Genomic DNA, 16,510 nt, shown 5'->3' on the forward strand with positions numbered 1-16,510 from the left:
TGGCCGCGCGCGTCAGGTGTCAGGTGTCAGGGCCCGTCGAGCGCAGCACGGAGGCGAGACCGAGCGGCCCGCGTGAGCGTGAGCAGATCGCCGAGCATGCTGGGCGCGTACCCCCCGCTGCCGATTGCAGGTCCGCTTCGCCCGGCTTCGTACGTCCGCTCCGCCAGTTTGAGGTGAGGCGCCCGGAAGTGCAGCAGGACCTCGAAGACCCGCTCTAGGGCCGCCAGCCCTGCCCCGACAGACTCGCCCCGCGCGCGGGCCGCTTGCGCCTCGCCGAGCACGCGGTCGACGAGCGCCGGCTGCCCGGCGAACCGGGCGTAAACCGCCCTGAACGCCGGAAGCACGTAGGGCAGGTAGGTCTCCTTGAATTCTCGATAAGCCGGGTGGTCCGATTGCGAGCCCCACAGGACGTGCTCCAGCACGAAGAGGGGCATTTCGACGGCACCGGGGCCGAGGTAGCTCTGGCCTCCGACTCGAATCGGTTCGTAGAAGGGGCGAAGCTCGTCGTAGAAGACTTGCGGCGAGATGAAGCGGTAAGCGTAAACGATCGATTCGACCATTTTCTGAAGATAGGCCGCCAGCTCGTCGCTCCCTTCCGCGAACGCGGGCGACTGCAACGGCACGTCGGACAGCTCGACGATCAACGCGATGGCCGCCTCGAGAGCCGCCATCGAGATGCGCACGCTCTCGAGCAGGTGCGCTTCGTCGCGCAGCCCGGTATAGCTCCGCTGCGCGTCGGCCGCCGCGGGGTTCCAGACCGTCACATGCAGGAGCGTCTCGCGCGGCGGCAGGTCGGTCGCGCGCGCCAGGTCAAGCAGCACCGGCTCGAGCCCGGGCACCACGTCCACGGGCTCCTGTCCGTGCCGTTTGAGCGACCCCAGGAAGAATCCGATGTCCCGCATCGCGGCGGCGGCTTCGACGAAGCCCCAGCCGGACGGCATCCCATGCGCCGGGAGGAACTCGCGCAACAGACCGACGATGCCGGGCACGTCCTTCTTGAGGTTCAGGCCCGGCAACTGCAGAACGAGCGCCCTCGCCCGCAGCGGATCGCAGGCCGCCACCGTGGCGTGCGTGGCCGCGAATGCGCATGCCCGGCCCAGGGCGCGCTCCACTACAGGATCTCCGGCGTTGCGAGCGCCGGCCCGGGCTGGCTGCGAGACAACCCCGCGTCGCCCTCACGCAGCGACCGCAGGTAGTCGTAGTTCGTCGGCAGGCTCGTCCGCAGACGCTCGGCCTCGCGCCGGATGCGGGCGAACATCGCCTCGGCCTTGTCGATCGACTCCGGCCGGTGCCGCAAGAGCGGCAGCGACCGGTCCGGCAGCATGCCCAAGCCGGCGAAGATGCAGTAGTAGTTTCCGTTCAACCAGAAGTTCTTGAATTCGTAGTCGAACGTTTCGTAGTACGTGGCGTCGTCGAACGACGTGGTGGTCAGCGGCAACCCCGCCTTGTAACGTTCAACCTTCTCCCTGATGGCGTCCGAGAGCCGCAAGTCGTGCCGGTTCGCGAGCCAGAACGGTGTGTCGTCGCGCGACGTGGTGAAATAGTGCGCCTGGACGAAATCCCGGCAGTCGTCGAACATGTAGACGATCTCGGCGTTGAACGCGTCTCTCAACCGCGGATCGAACGAGGCATCGGGGAAGTGCTTCACGAGCTGGTAAAGCGCCGCGTAGATAAAGTAGATCCCCGTCGATTCCAGGGGCTCCAGAAAGCACGACGACAGCCCGATCGCGACGCAGTTGTTGACCCACGCCCGCCCGTTGCGCCCGACCCGGAACTTGATCTGATTGAGCGGCTGCTTGTCCGGGAGGCCCCAGAGGTTGAGGAAGTCGGCAGTGGCCTGGTCGCGCGAGGTGAACTTGCTCGAGAACACGTAGCCGCTGCCGAACCGTCCCAGCATCGGAATCTTCCAGGTCCACCCCGAGTTCATGGCGATCGCGGAGGTGTACGGCTCGATCCCCACGCGCGCGTCGTCGTTGGGCACGGCGCTGGCGACCGCGCTGTCGCACAGCAGGTAGTCGGACATGTCAATGAAGGGCTCCTTCAGGGCCTGGTTGATCAAGAGCCCTCGCATGCCGGAGCAGTCGATGAACAGGTCCGCCTCCAGCGTCCGACCCTCCTTGGTGGACAGGCTGGAGATGTAACCGCGCTCGTTCAGGTGGACCTCCACGACCTCGTCGACCACGCGTTTCACCCCGCGCCCGACGGCCCAGCGCTTCAGGAAATCGGCCACCAGGTGCGCGTCGAAGTGCCACGCGTGGGGCATCTGGCGGGTGCCGTCGGACAGGCACGGTGCCAGCTTGGCGTCGAGCGCCTCGGGCTGCGGATAGCAGGCGTACTCCATCGGCTGCTGGAAGCCGTGTTCGCGCTTGCGCAGCCAGTAGTGGGTAAGCGGCACGCCGTCGCAGTTCGGCACGCTGCCGAACAAATGGTAGAAGTAGTCGTCGCGCGAGGGGTCGGGAGACCTCCTCCAGTTCACGAACTTGATGGCGCTCTTGAACGCGCCGTTCACCTGGGGCATCCACTCCCGCTCCGGTATCCCGAGGAAGTCGAAGAACACCTTCTGCAGATTCGGGATGGTCGCCTCGCCCACGCCGATCCGGGGGATCGCCTCGGACTCGACGAGCGTAATGTTCGCCTGCTGCTGAAGCGCCCGGACGAGGTACGAGGCGGACATCCAGCCCGCGGTGCCACCGCCCACGATGACGATATTCTTGATCGGATTGCTCATGACACGCTTCCCATAGGATTCAAAACCCGAATGGACTTCTGCAACGGTGGCCAATTGATCCGCATCAGAATAAGCCGACGATTATTTAAATCAAACTGACATATTTGACAGTATTTTTATTTTCCGATCACCAGATTTAATTGCACTCCATCGAAATTCCACACCATCAGCGTCGGGGTGAAATAATTTCGAATTGAAGTTTATATTTGTGAACAGCTTGATGATTAGCGCATGATCACTAAACAGTCCCCACTTGGCCCCGCCAGACGAATTCTCAAAAATTCCGAGTCAATAGCAATGACTATTGCATCTTCTCCGATTTTAATTAGATACATAAAAAATCAAACTCCGAGCCCATATCGCGCAACGAGTAAATGGAACAAGTGCCCCCGGTGTTTCAGAATTTCAAACGCGAGAAAGAAGAGTTGCCAGCGACGATCTCCACCACCTATGATTCCCTGACAATATTCCGGGAACCTACTTGGCATGACAATTATGGGTACCGACACCATCGCCTTGCATGCCACGCGAAGTCAAAGAAGAAAGTTTTCTCTTGTGCCGTCGGCGCCGCGCTATCGAATATGGCGATCATCGGACCGGCGGGACTCGGCCCCGGGGGCGGCAATCAAGCCGGCTGGCAGCGGTACGGTGTCAGGATCCCGGCTGGCCGGCTCAACTCTCAAGGACATCAACAGATCAAGCTCGATCGCGCTCTTTCTCGTCGTCGAAAAATCAAGTTATCGCGTGTGCGTCGACATTCCGGCAGCCCATGACAAATTCACTCTTCGTCACTCTCAGCCATAGCGCAATCAATAATTTCACAAAGTAAATCGTTAGAAAGACGAGGTTAGTCGATGTTGACATTGAGTCCCATGCTAAAAATGTCGTTCTACGTCGCCATTGTGCTGCTGGTACCCGGGCCGACAAACACGCTGCTGCTTTCTGCCGGGCTCAAGCTGAATCTTCGTGGTGCGTGCAGGCTGGTCGCGGCGGAGGCGTCAGGCTACGTGATAGCCATTACCGTATGGGGATTCTTTCTCTGGTCTTTGGCGACGCAATATCCATGGATTGTCAGCTGCGTAAAGTTGATCAGCGCCATGTTCATACTCTACCTCGCAGTGAGTATGTGGCTCAAAGGTGCCAACTTTGATGCGACTGACTCACCGCCGCTGGGGTTCCGAGGGCTTTTCTTTGCGACCTTGATGAATCCCAAGGCTTTGTTATTTTCAAGCGCAATTTTCCCGGAGGCGGCATTCAGATCGCTCGATATTTTCTTGTTGTCGACAGGCGTATTTCTGATCACCCTGATTCCGATAGGACTGGTATGGTCCCGGTCGGGGCGGCTGCTGCTCATGAATCGTGCGGAAGGTCGATTGGCTTCTATCGTGTTACGGTGCTCCTCGCTTGTGTTGCTGACGTTCGCAGCAACGCTGGCCAGTTCCGTGCTCAATCGGTGAGGCGGTCATGGCGCGCGCTTTCCTCCTTGCATTGCCTTCGTCAACACGAACACTAAAAATCGCGGCGCGAACCGGTACTCGGTAAAACATCGGCGGCTCGTCGGCGTCGTACGCGCCGATGATCGCGAAAGCCGCGCGCGCCGGGTCACCGGGCGGCTTGCCCGACACCGCGCGTGCCGCCGCGCGGCGCTTTCCCGCCGTTTCCGCGTAGTCGTCGATCCGACTCGCGGCTTCAATCATCGAACGCCCCGCCCAATCGGTGCAAAACGCGCCCGGCTCGACGATCGTCACGCGAATGCCCAGCGTCGCGAGTTCATGAGACAGCGATTCGGACAGGGCCTCGACCGCGAATTTCGTCGCGTGATAGTAGCCAGTCGCGGCAAACGCGACGAGCCCGCCGAGCGACGACATGTTGAAGATGTGGCCGCGGCGCTGCTGCCGCATGCCGGGAAGGATCCGCTGCGTCAGTGCGTTGAGGCCTAACACGTTGACCTCGAACTGCGCGCGGATCTCGCGCTCCTCGCCTTCCTAGATCGCGGCGAGATAGCCGCAGCCGGCGCTGTTGACGAGCACGTCGCTCACGCCGAAACGCGATCGCGCCTGTTCGACGGCGCTTGCGATCGAGGCCGGATCGGTGACGTCGAGCGGCGACGCAAGCGCGCGTTCGCCGTACCGGCCGGTGAGATCGGACAGGCTGTCGGGCCGGCGGGCGGTCACAACCGCACGCCGGCCGCGTTCGAGCACGGCGTCGGCAAGCGCACGGCCGAGGCCGGACGATGCGCCGGAAATGAACCACACGGGCGATTGATCGTTCATCGGTTGCTCCTTGGGGAAACGGTGGTTCAGCTCGTCTGGCCCGTCGGCCGGATCGTGAGTTCGTTCACGCTGACGCTCGCCGGCGACTCGATCACGTGGCGTACCGCGCGCCCGATATCCGCCGGTTGCAGCGCGATCGCACGGTATTCGCGCATGAACGCCTGGGTCTGCGCGTGCGTGATCGTGTCTGCCAGCTCGCTTTCGACGACGCCAGGATTGATGCAGGTAATCCGCAGTGCCGGATGCTCCTGGCGCAGGCCTTCCGTCAACGCGCGCACCGCGAACTTCGTCGCACAGTAGACGGCGGCGGTTGGCACCACCGACAGCGCGCCGATCGACGCGATGTTGATGATCTGCCCGGCGCCACGCGCGTCCATGTGCGGTAGCACGGCCGCGATGTTCCACAGGACGCCCTTGATGTTGACGTCGATCATGCGGTCCCATTCGTCGTGATGGCCGGCCGCGAGCGGCGACAGCGGCATGATGCCCGCGTTGTTCACCAGCACGTCAATCCGCCCCCACGTTTCCAGTGCCGCATCCGCGAACGCCTGCGCCGAACGGCGCTCGGTCACGTCGAGCGCGCAGGTCTCGACTGCCGCGCCCGCCGCGCGAAGGTCGCGCGCGATGGCGTCGAGCCGGTCCGTGCGCCGCGCGCCCAGCACGAGCTTCGCGCCCGGTACGCCCAGTTCGCGCGCGATGCCTTCGCCGATTCCGCTCGACGCGCCGGTGATGAGAATGACTTTGTCCATGACACCTCCCTGTTTCGATGACAGGACGATATCGTTGCTTCTCTGTCGCTTGTAGATGGTGAATACTGGATGGGTTGGTTAGCGTAACTGGACAATGATATGGACCTGAATCTTCTGCCACTGCTCCTCGCCGTCGCGAAAGAACGGAATTTCCGCGCCGCGGCCGACCGGATGGGCGTCACCCGTTCCGCGGTTAGCCAAGGCATCCGGCGGCTCGAAGACACGCTCGGCGTCGCGCTCGTCGTGCGCACCACGCGGTCGGTTCAGTTGACCGACGCGGGCATGCAGCTGGTTCAATCGCTGGAAGGGCCGCTCGTCGACATCGGCAGCGCGCTCGATGCAACGGGCACGACCGACGCGCCGCGCGGCCATCTTCGGCTCACGGCCACGTCGATCGCCGAACCCTTCCTGTCAGGTCCGTTGCTGGCAAGCTTTGCGGAGTGTTATCCCGACATGACCATCGACGTAACCGTGACGGACGAGGAATTCGATATCGTCGAGCGCGGATTCGATGCCGGGATCCGGCTGGGACAGGTAATCGAGAAGGACATGATTGCCGTGCCGCTGGGCGGCGAGCAACGCGAACGGGCGGCGGCCTCTCCCGGTTACGTCGAGAAGCACGGCGCGCCCCGTCACCCCGACGAGCTCGTCCGGCACCGCTGTATCGGCTGGCGGCTGGCGCCGGAGTTGGCGCCTTACCGCTGGGAGTTCGTGGAAGACGGCCGCCCTTTCGACGTCGCGGTCGAACCACAACTGACGACGAACGACCTGCGCCTGATGCTGCGTCTCGCGCTGGCGGGCGGCGGCATCACGTTCGCCCCCGAGGACTGCCTGCGCGCGCATTTCGACGACGGCTCGCTCGTGCCGTTGCTGGAGGCGTTCCTGCCGCCGTTTCCCGGCTTCTTTCTCTACTTTCCGCAGCGGCGCAACATGGTGCCGAAGCTGCGGGCGTTGATCGATCATGTGCGGAAATGGCAAGCACCATTCGGCGCTTGCGATTGACGCATGCCGCCCCACGCGAAGACGATGATGTGCAACCGCCGGACCGGCCCCGGATCGACATACTCCCCCGTTGGCCGGCAATTCAGCGCTTCGTAGACGTAGGCAAAAATAAAGTAGTCGCCGCGCGTGGCGTCGCGAAGACCGTGTCAACTCCCCGCGATGGTGTTGCAGCGCCCAGCCGCAGTGGTCACGTGTTGTGCGCCCCCCCGAGTTTGAATTGGCAATCGTGCCGTAGTGGTAAGGTTCCTTTCATGCCGTTCGCCGATGTCTGTGTAAGACAATTCCGAACGTTGGGGCGATCCGATGACCAACAACGCCTATACGACAATGATTCTGGCATCCAGGAAGCGTGGAACCCCGCGGAATTATCAATGCTCGTCAGCCGACATACCGGCAGTCGCCCGTTGGAATCGAAAAAATTTCCGTTGTATTTACGTCAACTTGCATTCATCACGGCGATCATGACCCGCCGTGTCGCGCGCCGATCGAGCGGCTTCTGCCCGAAGGCCGCCACCGTAATCGCTGACGGCGCAGCAACGAGCGCATTGCAAGTTTTCCATTCATGACGCGCTAATCGAAAACCAGCCCCCGTAGCCTGATCAGGCCGATTTCGGTCGATGATCAAAAGGCGAGCGCCCCCCAACCGGTCGCCCGTCCCCGCCTCACGCCGCAGTTGCTTGCGCCCACGGTGGCGTGTGACGCCGGTGAGCGACGGCAAGAACGTCATGCACATGCTCATCTCGATCAAGAAGGTTGGCGGCGTACTGCACCGCGCGATCGACTTCGTGTTGTTCGGACTCCGGACCAGACAGGCCGTCGGGTACGACGTCAAGATCTGGAACGGGATGAAGCCGGACGGCGGCGGCGCGTACAGCAAGTACGACAAGCTCGTGCTCAAGTACCGCGCGTTCTACCGCGGCTGGGTCGACCGCGTCGCCGACGCGACCGCTCGACCGCGCCGCCGCGAGTGAGCGGCGATGCGTGAGTCGGCGGCCGAGACAGCGTGATGAAACCTGCCGCCGGCGCCATTACACCGCCCGATCCCCGGCGCCCTTACGCGGCCCATCGACACGCCGAGTCGGCAAAACAGCGAGCCCGCGCACCGCCGCCCCGCTCTCGCCCCCCTCCCCGCCGCGGCCCGTGATCTCGTCCAGCGCCCGGTTGTTGGTATACGGCCCGAACACACCGATCGACACCATCACGATCACCATGCTGCCGCCGATCAGCACGAACACGGCCGACACCCCGGCGCGTTCGAGCAGCAGCGCGATGATGAAACTGCTCGCGATTCCCGTCAGGCGGCCGATCGAATGCACGAAGCCGAGCGCGCGCCCGCGGATCTCGGTCGGAAACACTTCCGACTGGTACGCGGTGCCGTTGCTCGCGAGCACCGTATTGGACAGCGTGACGAGCAGCCCGAACGCGATCACGAACGGCGCCTGCGCCGACATCGCGAACGCGGTGCCGAACAGCGCGACGCCGAACGCCGACGCGACGATCAGCCACTTGCGCTCGATCCGGTCGGCGAGCAGGCCCGCCACGAACGGCGACACCGGATACGCGAACGCGATCACGAACGCATACCAGAGGCTCTTCGTGACGCTCGCGCCCTGCGCGGCCAGCAGCGTCGGCAGCCACTGGCTGAAGCCGAAGAAGCCGATGCTCAGGAATGCGTTGAACGCGATCAGCATCGCCGTGCGGCCGCGATGTTGCGCGTCCCACATCGACGGCGCGCGCTGCGGGGCCGGCGCAGTTGCGGCCGGCGCCGGGACCGCGGGCAGCGGCTGGCCGGATTCCCGCTCGACCGCCTGCTCGAGACGCTGCAGCACGGCTTCGGCCTCGGCCTCGCGGCCGTTGCGGGCGAGCCAGCGCGGCGACTCCGGCAGCCGCGACTGCAGCCACCAGACGACGACCGCGCCGCTGCCGCCGAGCAGCACGACCCAGCGCCATCCGGAGATCCCGAGCGGATCGTGCGGCACCCATAACCACGACACCAGCGCGAGCACGGGCATCGCGAGATAACCGACCGCGAAGCACAGCGCGAACGCGCGGCCGCGTACCGCCTTCGGCACCAGCTCGGTCAGGAACGCGCCGATCGTGATCAGCTCCGCGCCGATGCCGCAACCCGCGATGAAGCGGCACACGAGGATGCCGAGCGCATGCGTCTGCACGCACATCGCAAGGCTCGCCGCCGTGTAGAGCAGCAGCGCGCCGGTGAACAACGCGCGCCGCCCGAAGCGGTCCGCGAGGCGCGACACGAACATCTCGCCGACGAACAGCCCGGCAAACGTCGCCGCGCCAAGCGCGCCCTGGTCCGACATGCCGAGCACGCCGTGCGAGCCCGCATGAAAGATGCCGTCGCGGATCAGCCCCGGCGGCAGGTAGGTCATCTGGAACAGGTCGTAGACCTCGAAAAAACCGCCGACGCTCAGGAACAGCACGAGCGTCCAGATGCTGGCCGTCGCGGGCAGGCGGTCGATGCGCGCGGCAATCGACGCCGCATGGGAATGGGACATGGCGACTCCTCGATGATCCGCCCGCGCGGCCGGCGCGAAGCGGCGGGCAAGGCGCCGGCGCAGCGTGCGCGCGGCGCCGGCGTTCAGACGGTGGCGACCGGGTTGACCGGCGCCCCGACGAGCCCGCGCAGGTACAGCGGCGGCGCGGTCAGCAGGAAGCGATTGCGCCGGTGCGCGCGCAACCATTCGGCAAGCGGCGTCAGGTGCCATAGCTCGCCGAGATGAATGCCGAGCTTGAACAGGCACAGCTCGTGCAGCGGCATCAGCGCGCCGGGCCGCTCGCGCGCCGATGCATTGCGCGGTCGCTCCTCGACCGCGTGGTTGTCCGCCGCGAGTGCCGCGAGCCCCGATGCGGCGATCCATTCGAGCAGACGCGGGTCGTTGCCGTCGAGCACGCAGCACAGGTCCGGCGCGCCGGGCTCGCCACGCGCGTCGGCGTCGAGCAGACGATCGGCGAAACCCGTGTGCACGCACACGATGTCGCCGCGCTCGACGACCACGTCGTCCGCGCGCAGCACCGCCATCCATTCCGCGTAGCCGATCTTGCGCCGCTCGTCGCCGAAGTGGCGGCGCAGGTCGACCAGCACGCCGCGCCCCTGCACGCCGGTTTGTGCCATCACCTCGATGCCGAGCGCACCCGCACCGCCGCGCGGCGCGCCCGCTTCGGGCACGTGGATGTGCTCGTCCATCCGGTAGCCGTTGTAGAACACGCGGGCTGGCTCGCCGTCACCCGCCGGATCGAACAGTGAGCCGACGTGCGACAGCGCATCCCATTGCGTCGAGAACTGCGAGTGCATGCAGAACGAGTCGTCGCAGACCACGTCGGTTGCGTTCGCAACCTGTTCGTCGGCCCGATAGCCGAAGTACGGCTTGTCGCCGAGCAGCGCCGGCATGATCGCCGGCGGCCGGCGCCGTGCGTTCAGACCGCCGCCGCGCGGCACGTCGAGCGGCAGGCTCAGAGAAAACACGCGGCCTTCGCGCACCTCCGCGACGCCGCGCAGCACCGCGTCGGCCGTCAGCCAGTTCAAGCGCCCTTTCTGATCGTCCGGGCCGAAATCGCCCCAGTTCGAGCCGGGCGGCCGATGGGTCCAGCGTGGTTTCATGGTGTCTCCTCCATGCCATATCCAGGGTGTGGCGGCAGGCGCGCACGGCCGTCCTTCGCGGCCGTGTCGCGCCCGAGGTTTCGCGGCTAGCGCGTGCGGATCACGCCCAGCCCGGCGAGCCGCTCGTATTCGTGTTCGCCGAGTAGCGGCAGCAGGATCTCGCGATTGTTCTCGCCGAGCGCGGGCGCCGGCCGGCGGAACGTGCCCGGCGTGGCCGACAGGCGCGGCGTGATGTTGTGCATCGGCAGGCTGCCGACGTCGTCGTCCGGCAGCTCGACGAGCGCCTCGCGTTCGATCACATAGTGATCCTGAACGATCTGCGCGATGTCCTGGATCGGCCCGACCGTCACGCCCGCTTCTTCGAAAAACGCGAGATTGGCGTCGAGATCGCGCGCGGCGATGAATTCGCCGACGATCGCATCGAGCGCCTCCGCGTGCTGCACGCGCTGCACGTTGGTCGCATAGCGTGGATCGTCGATCAGCTCCGCGCGGCCGATTGCGCGGAACAGCCGCTCGGCCATCGCCTGCGTCGAGCTCGACAGACACAGCCACTTGCCGTCGCGGGTGCGATACGCGTTGCGTGGCGCGGTGTTCGACGAGCGGCTGCCGGTGCGCGCCTTGATCTCGCCCGTCATCACGTAGTTCGCGGCGGCCGGCCCGAGGATCGACAGCAGCGGCTCGAACAGCGACACGTCGATCACCTGCCCCGCCGCGCCGTGCGCGTCGCGCGCATGCAGCGCGACCAGCACGGCGAGCGCGCCGGACAGCCCGGCCGTCATGTCGCCGAGGAACATCGGCGGCAGCACCGGCTCGCGATCGGCGAAGCCGTTGATCGCCGCGAACCCCGCGTACCCTTCCGCGAGCGTGCCGAAGCCCGGCTTGTGGCGATACGGCCCCGTCTGCCCCCAGCCGGAGATCCGTGCGATCACCAGTTCCGGCCGGATCGCGAGCAGGTCATCCGGGCCGAGCCCCATCTTCTCGGCGACGCCGGGCTTGAAGCTCTCGACGAACACGTCCGCGTCGCGCACCAGCCGGCGGACGATGTCGATCCCCTCGGGCGTGCGCAGGTCGACGCACACGCTGCGCTTGTTGCGCCCGTACACCTTCCAGTTCGTGCTGATCCCGCCCGCGCCGACCGCGCGCAGCGTATCGCCGCGCTCGCTCTCGACCTTCACGACGTCCGCGCCGAAATCGGCGAGCTGCACGCTCAGCATGTTGCCCGCCATCAGGCGCGACAGGTCGACGACGCGCACGCCCGCAAGCGGCCCCTGCGCGCTGGCGTCGAACGGTTTCGGACGGATCGGGCCGGTGGACGCGCGACGGCGCGCGCCGGCCGCGTGCGCGGCCTGCGTGTCGGGAACGAACATGCTTGTCTCCTGGTTGGTGTGTGCGTCGTTCGATACGGACTTCGAAGTGCGCGCTCAACCGCGCGCGGCGCTACTCGAGCAGCGCGCCGAGCTGGTCGGCCGCGCGGAACGCCGCGCCCGCGGCGGGCAGATCGCCGCCCAGCGCATGCGTCAGCTCGGCGGCGGCCGCCTGCACACGCGGCAGGTAGTCGGCCAGCACCTTCTTGTTGAAGCGATAGCGCGGCACGCCGAGCGAGATCGCGCCGCTCAGCACGCGACCAACGCCGAACGCCGGGCACGCGATCGCCGCGCTTTCCGGGTCGCGCTCGGCGATCGATACCGCGTAACCCTGCTCGGCCGTCTTCTCGTACTCACCGCCGCGCGTGCCGCTGAACGCGAGCAGCACGCGCCCGGCCGCGCCGACGTCGAGCGGGAAGCGGTCGCCCTCGCGCAGATGCGTGCGCACCGAGCGCTGCGCCTGGATGCGGAACAGGCACACGCGCTGGTCGCCTTCGCGCACGTAGAACGCGGCGGTCTCGCCGGTTTCCGCCGACAGCGTCGACAGGATCGGCATCACGTACTCGCGCAGCTGGAACGACTCGCGATACATCATCCCCAGCTGGAACACGGCGGGCCCCAGCACGTAGCGCCCGTCCGGCAGGCGCTTGATGAAGCGGAACTGCTCGAGCGACTCGAACATCCGCAACAGCGTGCTCATGTTGAGCCCCGTCTCCTCGCTGACCTGCGCGAGCATCAGCCCGCCGGGCGCGTTGCCGAACGCCAGCAGCGCAGTCAGCGCGCGGTTGACCGCGGCCACGCCGCCTTCTGCCGGATTGCTTGTCTCCACCTTGCTCATGTCCACCTCGTGCGATGCCGGGCATCCGTGCCGCGCCGTGTTGGCCGGCACTCAAAAAATGAAAGTCACTTTCATTATACGCATATCATCGATGGCATCAACATGAATCCGCACGGCTTCGTTCGCTCATCGTCGCGCAATCTCCTTTGAAACTAGGCGTTAACGATAATCTTGACGAATGCCATCATCCATCACAAAAATGAAAGTGACTTTCATTTTTAGAGATCGACGATGGATTCTTCGGATCAACCTGCCTGGCGCTCGCTGCTGTACGTCCCCGCCCACATCCCCCGTTTCGTCGCATCGGCCACCGTGAGCGACGCCGACGCGCTGATCCTCGATCTCGAGGACAGCGTCCCGGCCGCGTGCAAGGCGGCCGCCCGCGACGGGCTGGCCGACGCCGTGCCTGCGTTGCGCACGCCCGGCCGCGATGTGCTGGTGCGCGCCAACGGCCCGCTCGACCTGCTGGTGCCCGACCTGCGCGCGGCCGTCCGGGCCGGCGTGGACGGCGTTGTGCTGCCGAAGGTGCGCGGCAGCTCGCACGTCGAGGCGATCGACGAGCTGCTGGCCGCGCTCGAAGAGGAAACCGGCGCCCCGCCCGGCGGCACGCGGATCGTCGCGATCGTCGAAACGCCGCGCGCGTTCCAGGCCATGGACCGGATCGCGCGGGCGTCGCCGCGCGTCATCGCGATGATGTTGGGCGGCGGCGACTTCGCGCTGAACTGCGAAAGCGGCGCGAGCGCCGACGTGCTGCGCGTGCCGAAGCAGTTGCTGATCATCGCCGCGCGCGCGGCCGGCATCCTGCCGCTCGGCCTCGTCGGCGGCCTCGACGAGCTGCGCGATCTCGACGCGTTCGAGCGCATCGCGCGCATGTCCGCGGAACTCGGTTATGCGGGCGCGACCTGCATCCATCCGCTGCAGGTCGGTGCGCTCAACCGCGCGTTCCGGCCCGACGACGACGCGGTGCGCGACGCGAACGCGGTGCTGGCCGCCTACGACGACGCGCGCGCGAACGGGCGCGGCGCGCTGCGCGTCGACGGCAGGATGGTCGACGCGCCCGGCGTCGCCCGCGCGAAGCGCGTGCTCGCGCGTCACGCAGCCGTGCAGGCGCGTACCGGCGGCACGCCCCGGTGATGCACGTGCCGCCCTTCATAGCCGCGCTTCGTCCCGGTGCATGCGCAGGTCGCGCGATGCGCGCGTGCGTCGCGCCACGACGCCACCCGTTCGCCGCGCGGCCCGGATAGCGTCGCCCCGCAGCACCGTCGCGCCGCTCGACCGGCGCGACGCCGCAATCCAATAAATAAACCCACGAAGGAGACAAGCCATGGGCAAGCGGATGTCCGCACTGTGCGGACTGGGCCTCGTATCGGCCAGCGCCTGCGCGCAGAACACGATCACGCTGTACGGCGTGGCCGACGTCTATACAGAATTCCTCACCCACCAGGCCGCGCCCGGCAATAACGCGTCGGCATCGCTCGTGCGGATGGCGTCGGGCGGCAAGAGCGGCTCGCGCTGGGGCCTGAAGGGCGTCGAGGAACTCGGCGGCGGCTGGCAGGCCGCGTTCCGGCTCGAAAGCGGCATCAACCTGAACAACGGCACCGGCACCGGCGCGGGCGGCTTCGACCGCTCCGCGTGGGTCGGGCTGCAGCACGAGCGCTGGGGCGCGCTGCGGCTCGGCCACCAGTACACGACGCTGTTCGACGTCATGGAGCACTATTCGCCGACGGGCGCGTACTCGACGCTGTACGAGCCGGCCGGCGCGATCGTCGGTGTCAACTTCCGCGAGAACAACGTCGCCAAGTACCTCGCGAAGATCGGCGCGCTGACGCTCGAAATGCACTATTCGTTCGGCGGCACGCCCGGCGCGTTCCAGTCGAACGCCGCCTACGGCGCCGGCTTCGACTATGCCGGCGGCGCATTCTCGGTCGCCGCCGCGTTCGACAACGTCAACACGCCGCAGCCGGGCGGTTTCGCGCATTTCCGCCGCTACGCCGCCGCCGCGATCGCGTCGATCGACCGCGTGCAACTGCTGGCCGGCGTCACGCACGGACAGAGCGGCGTCGCCGCGCCATCGGTCGTGACGAGCTACACGTTCTGGTGGGCCGGCGTGCGCTACGCGATCACCCCTTTCCTGCAGGCCATCGGCGCGTTCTATTACGAGGACATCCGCGCGCAGAATCCGCCGAACGCGCAGACGCCCGCACCGCACCCGGCGAACCCGCAGCAGGTCACGCTGCAGTTGAACTACTTCCTGTCGAAGGCCGTCACGGTGTACCTGGCAGGCGGCTACGCGCGCCGCGCCGCGCTCGATTTCGACAACTACAACTACAACTTTCTCCACTACACGCTGGCCGGCGACCGCGCCAGCAGCGCGGGCGCGGCACTCGGCCTGCGCAAGCTGTTCTGAGCCCGCCTCTCCCCCCGTTTCAGGAACCTCCGGAGCCACGCACCATGAACCGCCGCCACTTCCTTTCCACGCTGACCGGCACGGCGCTCGCGCTGCCGTTCGCCCACGCCCGCGCCGGCGCGCTGCCGGCCGCCGGCGTCACCACCGGCCGCCCCGATCTCGCGCAGCAGCTCGCCGACTACGCGGCCGGGCTGCAGTATCGCGACCTCGACGACGCGACGGTCGAGACGATCAAGGCGCACCTGATCGACGCGCTCGGCTGCGCGATCGCCGCTCACGACGAACGCCCGGTGCGGATCGCGCGCGATGTGGCGCTTGCGTCGCCGGGCGGCGTGTCGACCATCGTCGGCACCCGCGAGCGCACGAGCCCCGATCTCGCCGCGTTCGCGACCGGCACCGCGCTGCGCTACTACGATTTCAACGACGCCTACGCCGGCAAGGAGACCGGCCATCCAAGCGACAACATGTCCGCGTGCCTCGCCGTCGCCGAAGCGCAGCATGCGAACGGCCGCGACCTGATCCTGTCGATCGCGATCGCGTACGAGATCGCGTGCCGGCTGATGGACGCCGCCGCGATCAGCCCGCGCGGCTGGGACCACACGTGTTACAGCCTGCCCGCCGTCGCGCTCGCCGCGGGCAAGCTGATGCGCATGCCCGCGCCGCAGCTGGTGCAGGCGGTGAACCTGTCGATCAACAGCCATCTCGCGCTGAACCAGACACGCGTCCAGCAGTTGTCGAACTGGAAGGCGCTCGCCGATGCGGACGCCGCGCGCAACGCGGTGTTCTCGACGCAGCTCGCGCGCGCCGGGCTGACCGGCCCCGCGCCGATCTTCGAAGGCATGGCGGGATTCTTTCCGCAGGTGTCCGGCCCGTTCGCGGTCGATACACGTGAATTCGGCGGGCGCGGCGGCGCGTTCCGGATCGGCAAATGCTTCGTGAAGTTCTATCCCGCCCAGGGGCTCACGCAAACGGCGATTCCGGCCGCAGTCGACGTCGCCGCGCAGGTCGGCGACCTGCGCCGCATCCAGCGCATCGAGATCGACACGACCGAGGTCGGCTACGTGACGGCCGGCCGCGACCGCGAAAAATGGGCGCCATCGACCCACGAGACCGCCGATCACAGCCTGCCGTACATCGTCGCGCGCGCGATGCTCGACGGCGACATCACGACCGAGAGCTACCGGCACGACGCGCTGCAGGATCCGGCGCTGCGCGCGCTGATCGAGCGGATCACGGTGCGCGAGGACCCGTCGCTGACCGCGCGTTATCCGGCGCAGGCACCGAATCGCGTGACGGCCGTGTGCGAAGACGGCACGACCTGCACGAAGCAGGTGGACGACCTGCCCGGCTCGCCGACGCGGCCGATGCGGCGCGACGACTACGTCGCGAAGTTCACGAAGAACTGCCGGCGGCACTGGAACCCGGCACAGATCCACGCGGCGCTCGACTACCTGTGGCGGCTCGACGAGCAGCCCGACGTCGCGTCGCTGCCGCCGCTGCTCGTCGTCGGCTGACCGGCGTGCTCGGCCT

General features: G+C 66.7%; 14 protein-coding genes and 2 pseudogenes. 8 read left to right on the forward strand and 8 right to left on the reverse strand.

Features of this window, described 5'->3' with window-relative positions; all coding sequences use genetic code 11:
- Nucleotides 1–26: 26 nt before the first annotated feature.
- Both ACWMMN_RS36830 and ACWMMN_RS36835 read right to left on the reverse strand, forming a co-directional pair.
- Complete coding sequence (locus ACWMMN_RS36830; RefSeq protein ID WP_486424260.1) at nt 27–1,112, reverse strand: monodechloroaminopyrrolnitrin synthase PrnB family protein; 1,086 nt, start codon at nt 1,110–1,112, stop codon at nt 27–29.
- Nucleotides 1,112–2,728 carry a tryptophan halogenase family protein gene (locus ACWMMN_RS36835; RefSeq protein WP_486424261.1) on the reverse strand — a complete coding sequence of 539 codons (1,617 nt, stop codon included), beginning with the start codon at nt 2,726–2,728 and terminating at the stop codon, nt 1,112–1,114. Before ACWMMN_RS36835 ends, ACWMMN_RS36830 begins: the two co-directional genes overlap by 1 nt.
- Nucleotides 2,729–3,102: 374 nt before the next feature.
- Between ACWMMN_RS36835 and ACWMMN_RS36840 the strand changes: the two genes are divergently transcribed.
- Both ACWMMN_RS36840 and ACWMMN_RS36845 read left to right on the forward strand, forming a co-directional pair.
- The gene (locus ACWMMN_RS36840) at nt 3,103–3,501 is read left to right on the forward strand and encodes a hypothetical protein (RefSeq protein ID WP_486424262.1); all 399 of its coding nucleotides are present in this window, start codon (nt 3,103–3,105) and stop codon (nt 3,499–3,501) included.
- A gap of 81 nt (nt 3,502–3,582) precedes the next feature.
- Entirely contained in the window at nt 3,583–4,185 is a 603-nt protein-coding gene (locus tag ACWMMN_RS36845; protein WP_486424263.1) for a LysE family translocator, read from the forward strand.
- Here the strand turns inward: ACWMMN_RS36845 and ACWMMN_RS36850 are convergent.
- Nucleotides 4,117–5,001, reverse strand: a pseudogene (locus ACWMMN_RS36850) (oxidoreductase). The gene ACWMMN_RS36845 and the pseudogene ACWMMN_RS36850 sit on opposite strands and share 69 nt — an antisense overlap.
- 26 nt (nt 5,002–5,027) lie before the next feature.
- Nucleotides 5,028–5,750 (reverse strand): SDR family oxidoreductase, encoded by a 723-nt coding sequence (locus tag ACWMMN_RS36855; protein WP_059242298.1) that lies wholly within the window; start codon nt 5,748–5,750, stop codon nt 5,028–5,030.
- 99 nt (nt 5,751–5,849) lie between these two features.
- On the opposite strand from ACWMMN_RS36855, the gene ACWMMN_RS36860 reads away from it, so the two are divergent.
- From ACWMMN_RS36860 to ACWMMN_RS36870, 3 genes and pseudogenes are all read left to right on the forward strand, one after another.
- The gene (locus tag ACWMMN_RS36860) at nt 5,850–6,752 is read left to right on the forward strand and encodes a LysR family transcriptional regulator (RefSeq protein ID WP_059242301.1); all 903 of its coding nucleotides are present in this window, start codon (nt 5,850–5,852) and stop codon (nt 6,750–6,752) included.
- Between the two features lie 371 nt (nt 6,753–7,123).
- Complete coding sequence (locus ACWMMN_RS36865; RefSeq protein WP_340626181.1) at nt 7,124–7,318, forward strand: hypothetical protein; 195 nt, start codon at nt 7,124–7,126, stop codon at nt 7,316–7,318.
- 129 nt (nt 7,319–7,447) lie between these two features.
- Nucleotides 7,448–7,723 (forward strand): annotated as a pseudogene (locus ACWMMN_RS36870) (Rieske 2Fe-2S domain-containing protein); the annotation flags it as partial.
- 57 nt (nt 7,724–7,780) lie between these two features.
- On the opposite strand, the gene ACWMMN_RS36875 reads toward ACWMMN_RS36870, so the two are convergent.
- The 4 genes from ACWMMN_RS36875 to ACWMMN_RS36890 form a co-directional block, all read right to left on the reverse strand.
- On the reverse strand, nt 7,781–9,268 hold the full coding sequence (locus ACWMMN_RS36875; protein WP_340626182.1) for an MFS transporter: 1,488 nt from the start codon (nt 9,266–9,268) through the stop codon (nt 7,781–7,783).
- An 83-nt stretch (nt 9,269–9,351) separates the two neighbouring features.
- Nucleotides 9,352–10,371 (reverse strand): cyclase family protein, encoded by a 1,020-nt coding sequence (locus ACWMMN_RS36880; RefSeq protein ID WP_486424264.1) that lies wholly within the window; start codon nt 10,369–10,371, stop codon nt 9,352–9,354.
- An 86-nt stretch (nt 10,372–10,457) separates the two neighbouring features.
- Nucleotides 10,458–11,738 (reverse strand): CaiB/BaiF CoA transferase family protein, encoded by a 1,281-nt coding sequence (locus ACWMMN_RS36885; RefSeq protein ID WP_256087565.1) that lies wholly within the window; start codon nt 11,736–11,738, stop codon nt 10,458–10,460.
- Nucleotides 11,739–11,808: 70 nt separating this feature from the next.
- Nucleotides 11,809–12,573 (reverse strand): IclR family transcriptional regulator, encoded by a 765-nt coding sequence (locus ACWMMN_RS36890; protein WP_059242310.1) that lies wholly within the window; start codon nt 12,571–12,573, stop codon nt 11,809–11,811.
- 231 nt (nt 12,574–12,804) lie between these two features.
- Here ACWMMN_RS36890 and ACWMMN_RS36895 point away from each other — a divergent pair, with 231 nt between their 5' ends.
- The 3 genes from ACWMMN_RS36895 (at nt 12,805) to ACWMMN_RS36905 (ending at nt 16,494) form a co-directional block, all read left to right on the forward strand.
- Nucleotides 12,805–13,707, forward strand: coding sequence for an HpcH/HpaI aldolase/citrate lyase family protein (locus ACWMMN_RS36895; protein ID WP_486424265.1), 903 nt, complete (start codon nt 12,805–12,807; stop codon nt 13,705–13,707).
- Between the two features lie 190 nt (nt 13,708–13,897).
- The gene (locus ACWMMN_RS36900; protein ID WP_059242314.1) at nt 13,898–14,980 is read left to right on the forward strand and encodes a porin; all 1,083 of its coding nucleotides are present in this window, start codon (nt 13,898–13,900) and stop codon (nt 14,978–14,980) included.
- Between the two features lie 44 nt (nt 14,981–15,024).
- Complete coding sequence (locus ACWMMN_RS36905) at nt 15,025–16,494, forward strand: MmgE/PrpD family protein (protein ID WP_174993650.1); 1,470 nt, start codon at nt 15,025–15,027, stop codon at nt 16,492–16,494.
- The last annotated feature ends 16 nt before the right edge of the window (nt 16,495–16,510 follow it).

The sequence above is a fragment of the Burkholderia cepacia complex sp. TUM26381 genome (genome assembly GCF_057439935.1).

Coding starts and splice junctions, on each gene's coding strand:
- ACWMMN_RS36835 (WP_486424261.1), bottom strand. CDS start 2,728: ATGAGCAATCCGATCAAGAATATCGTCATCGTGGGCGGTGGCACCGCG.
- ACWMMN_RS36895 (WP_486424265.1), top strand. CDS start 12,805: ATGGATTCTTCGGATCAACCTGCCTGGCGCTCGCTGCTGTACGTCCCC.
- ACWMMN_RS36880 (WP_486424264.1), bottom strand. CDS start 10,371: ATGAAACCACGCTGGACCCATCGGCCGCCCGGCTCGAACTGGGGCGAT.
- ACWMMN_RS36875 (WP_340626182.1), bottom strand. CDS start 9,268: ATGTCCCATTCCCATGCGGCGTCGATTGCCGCGCGCATCGACCGCCTG.
- ACWMMN_RS36840 (WP_486424262.1), top strand. CDS start 3,103: ATGGAACAAGTGCCCCCGGTGTTTCAGAATTTCAAACGCGAGAAAGAA.
- ACWMMN_RS36860 (WP_059242301.1), top strand. CDS start 5,850: ATGGACCTGAATCTTCTGCCACTGCTCCTCGCCGTCGCGAAAGAACGG.
- ACWMMN_RS36885 (WP_256087565.1), bottom strand. CDS start 11,738: ATGTTCGTTCCCGACACGCAGGCCGCGCACGCGGCCGGCGCGCGCCGT.
- ACWMMN_RS36855 (WP_059242298.1), bottom strand. CDS start 5,750: ATGGACAAAGTCATTCTCATCACCGGCGCGTCGAGCGGAATCGGCGAA.
- ACWMMN_RS36890 (WP_059242310.1), bottom strand. CDS start 12,573: ATGAGCAAGGTGGAGACAAGCAATCCGGCAGAAGGCGGCGTGGCCGCG.
- ACWMMN_RS36845 (WP_486424263.1), top strand. CDS start 3,583: ATGTTGACATTGAGTCCCATGCTAAAAATGTCGTTCTACGTCGCCATT.
- ACWMMN_RS36900 (WP_059242314.1), top strand. CDS start 13,898: ATGGGCAAGCGGATGTCCGCACTGTGCGGACTGGGCCTCGTATCGGCC.
- ACWMMN_RS36905 (WP_174993650.1), top strand. CDS start 15,025: ATGAACCGCCGCCACTTCCTTTCCACGCTGACCGGCACGGCGCTCGCG.
- ACWMMN_RS36865 (WP_340626181.1), top strand. CDS start 7,124: ATGCTCGTCAGCCGACATACCGGCAGTCGCCCGTTGGAATCGAAAAAA.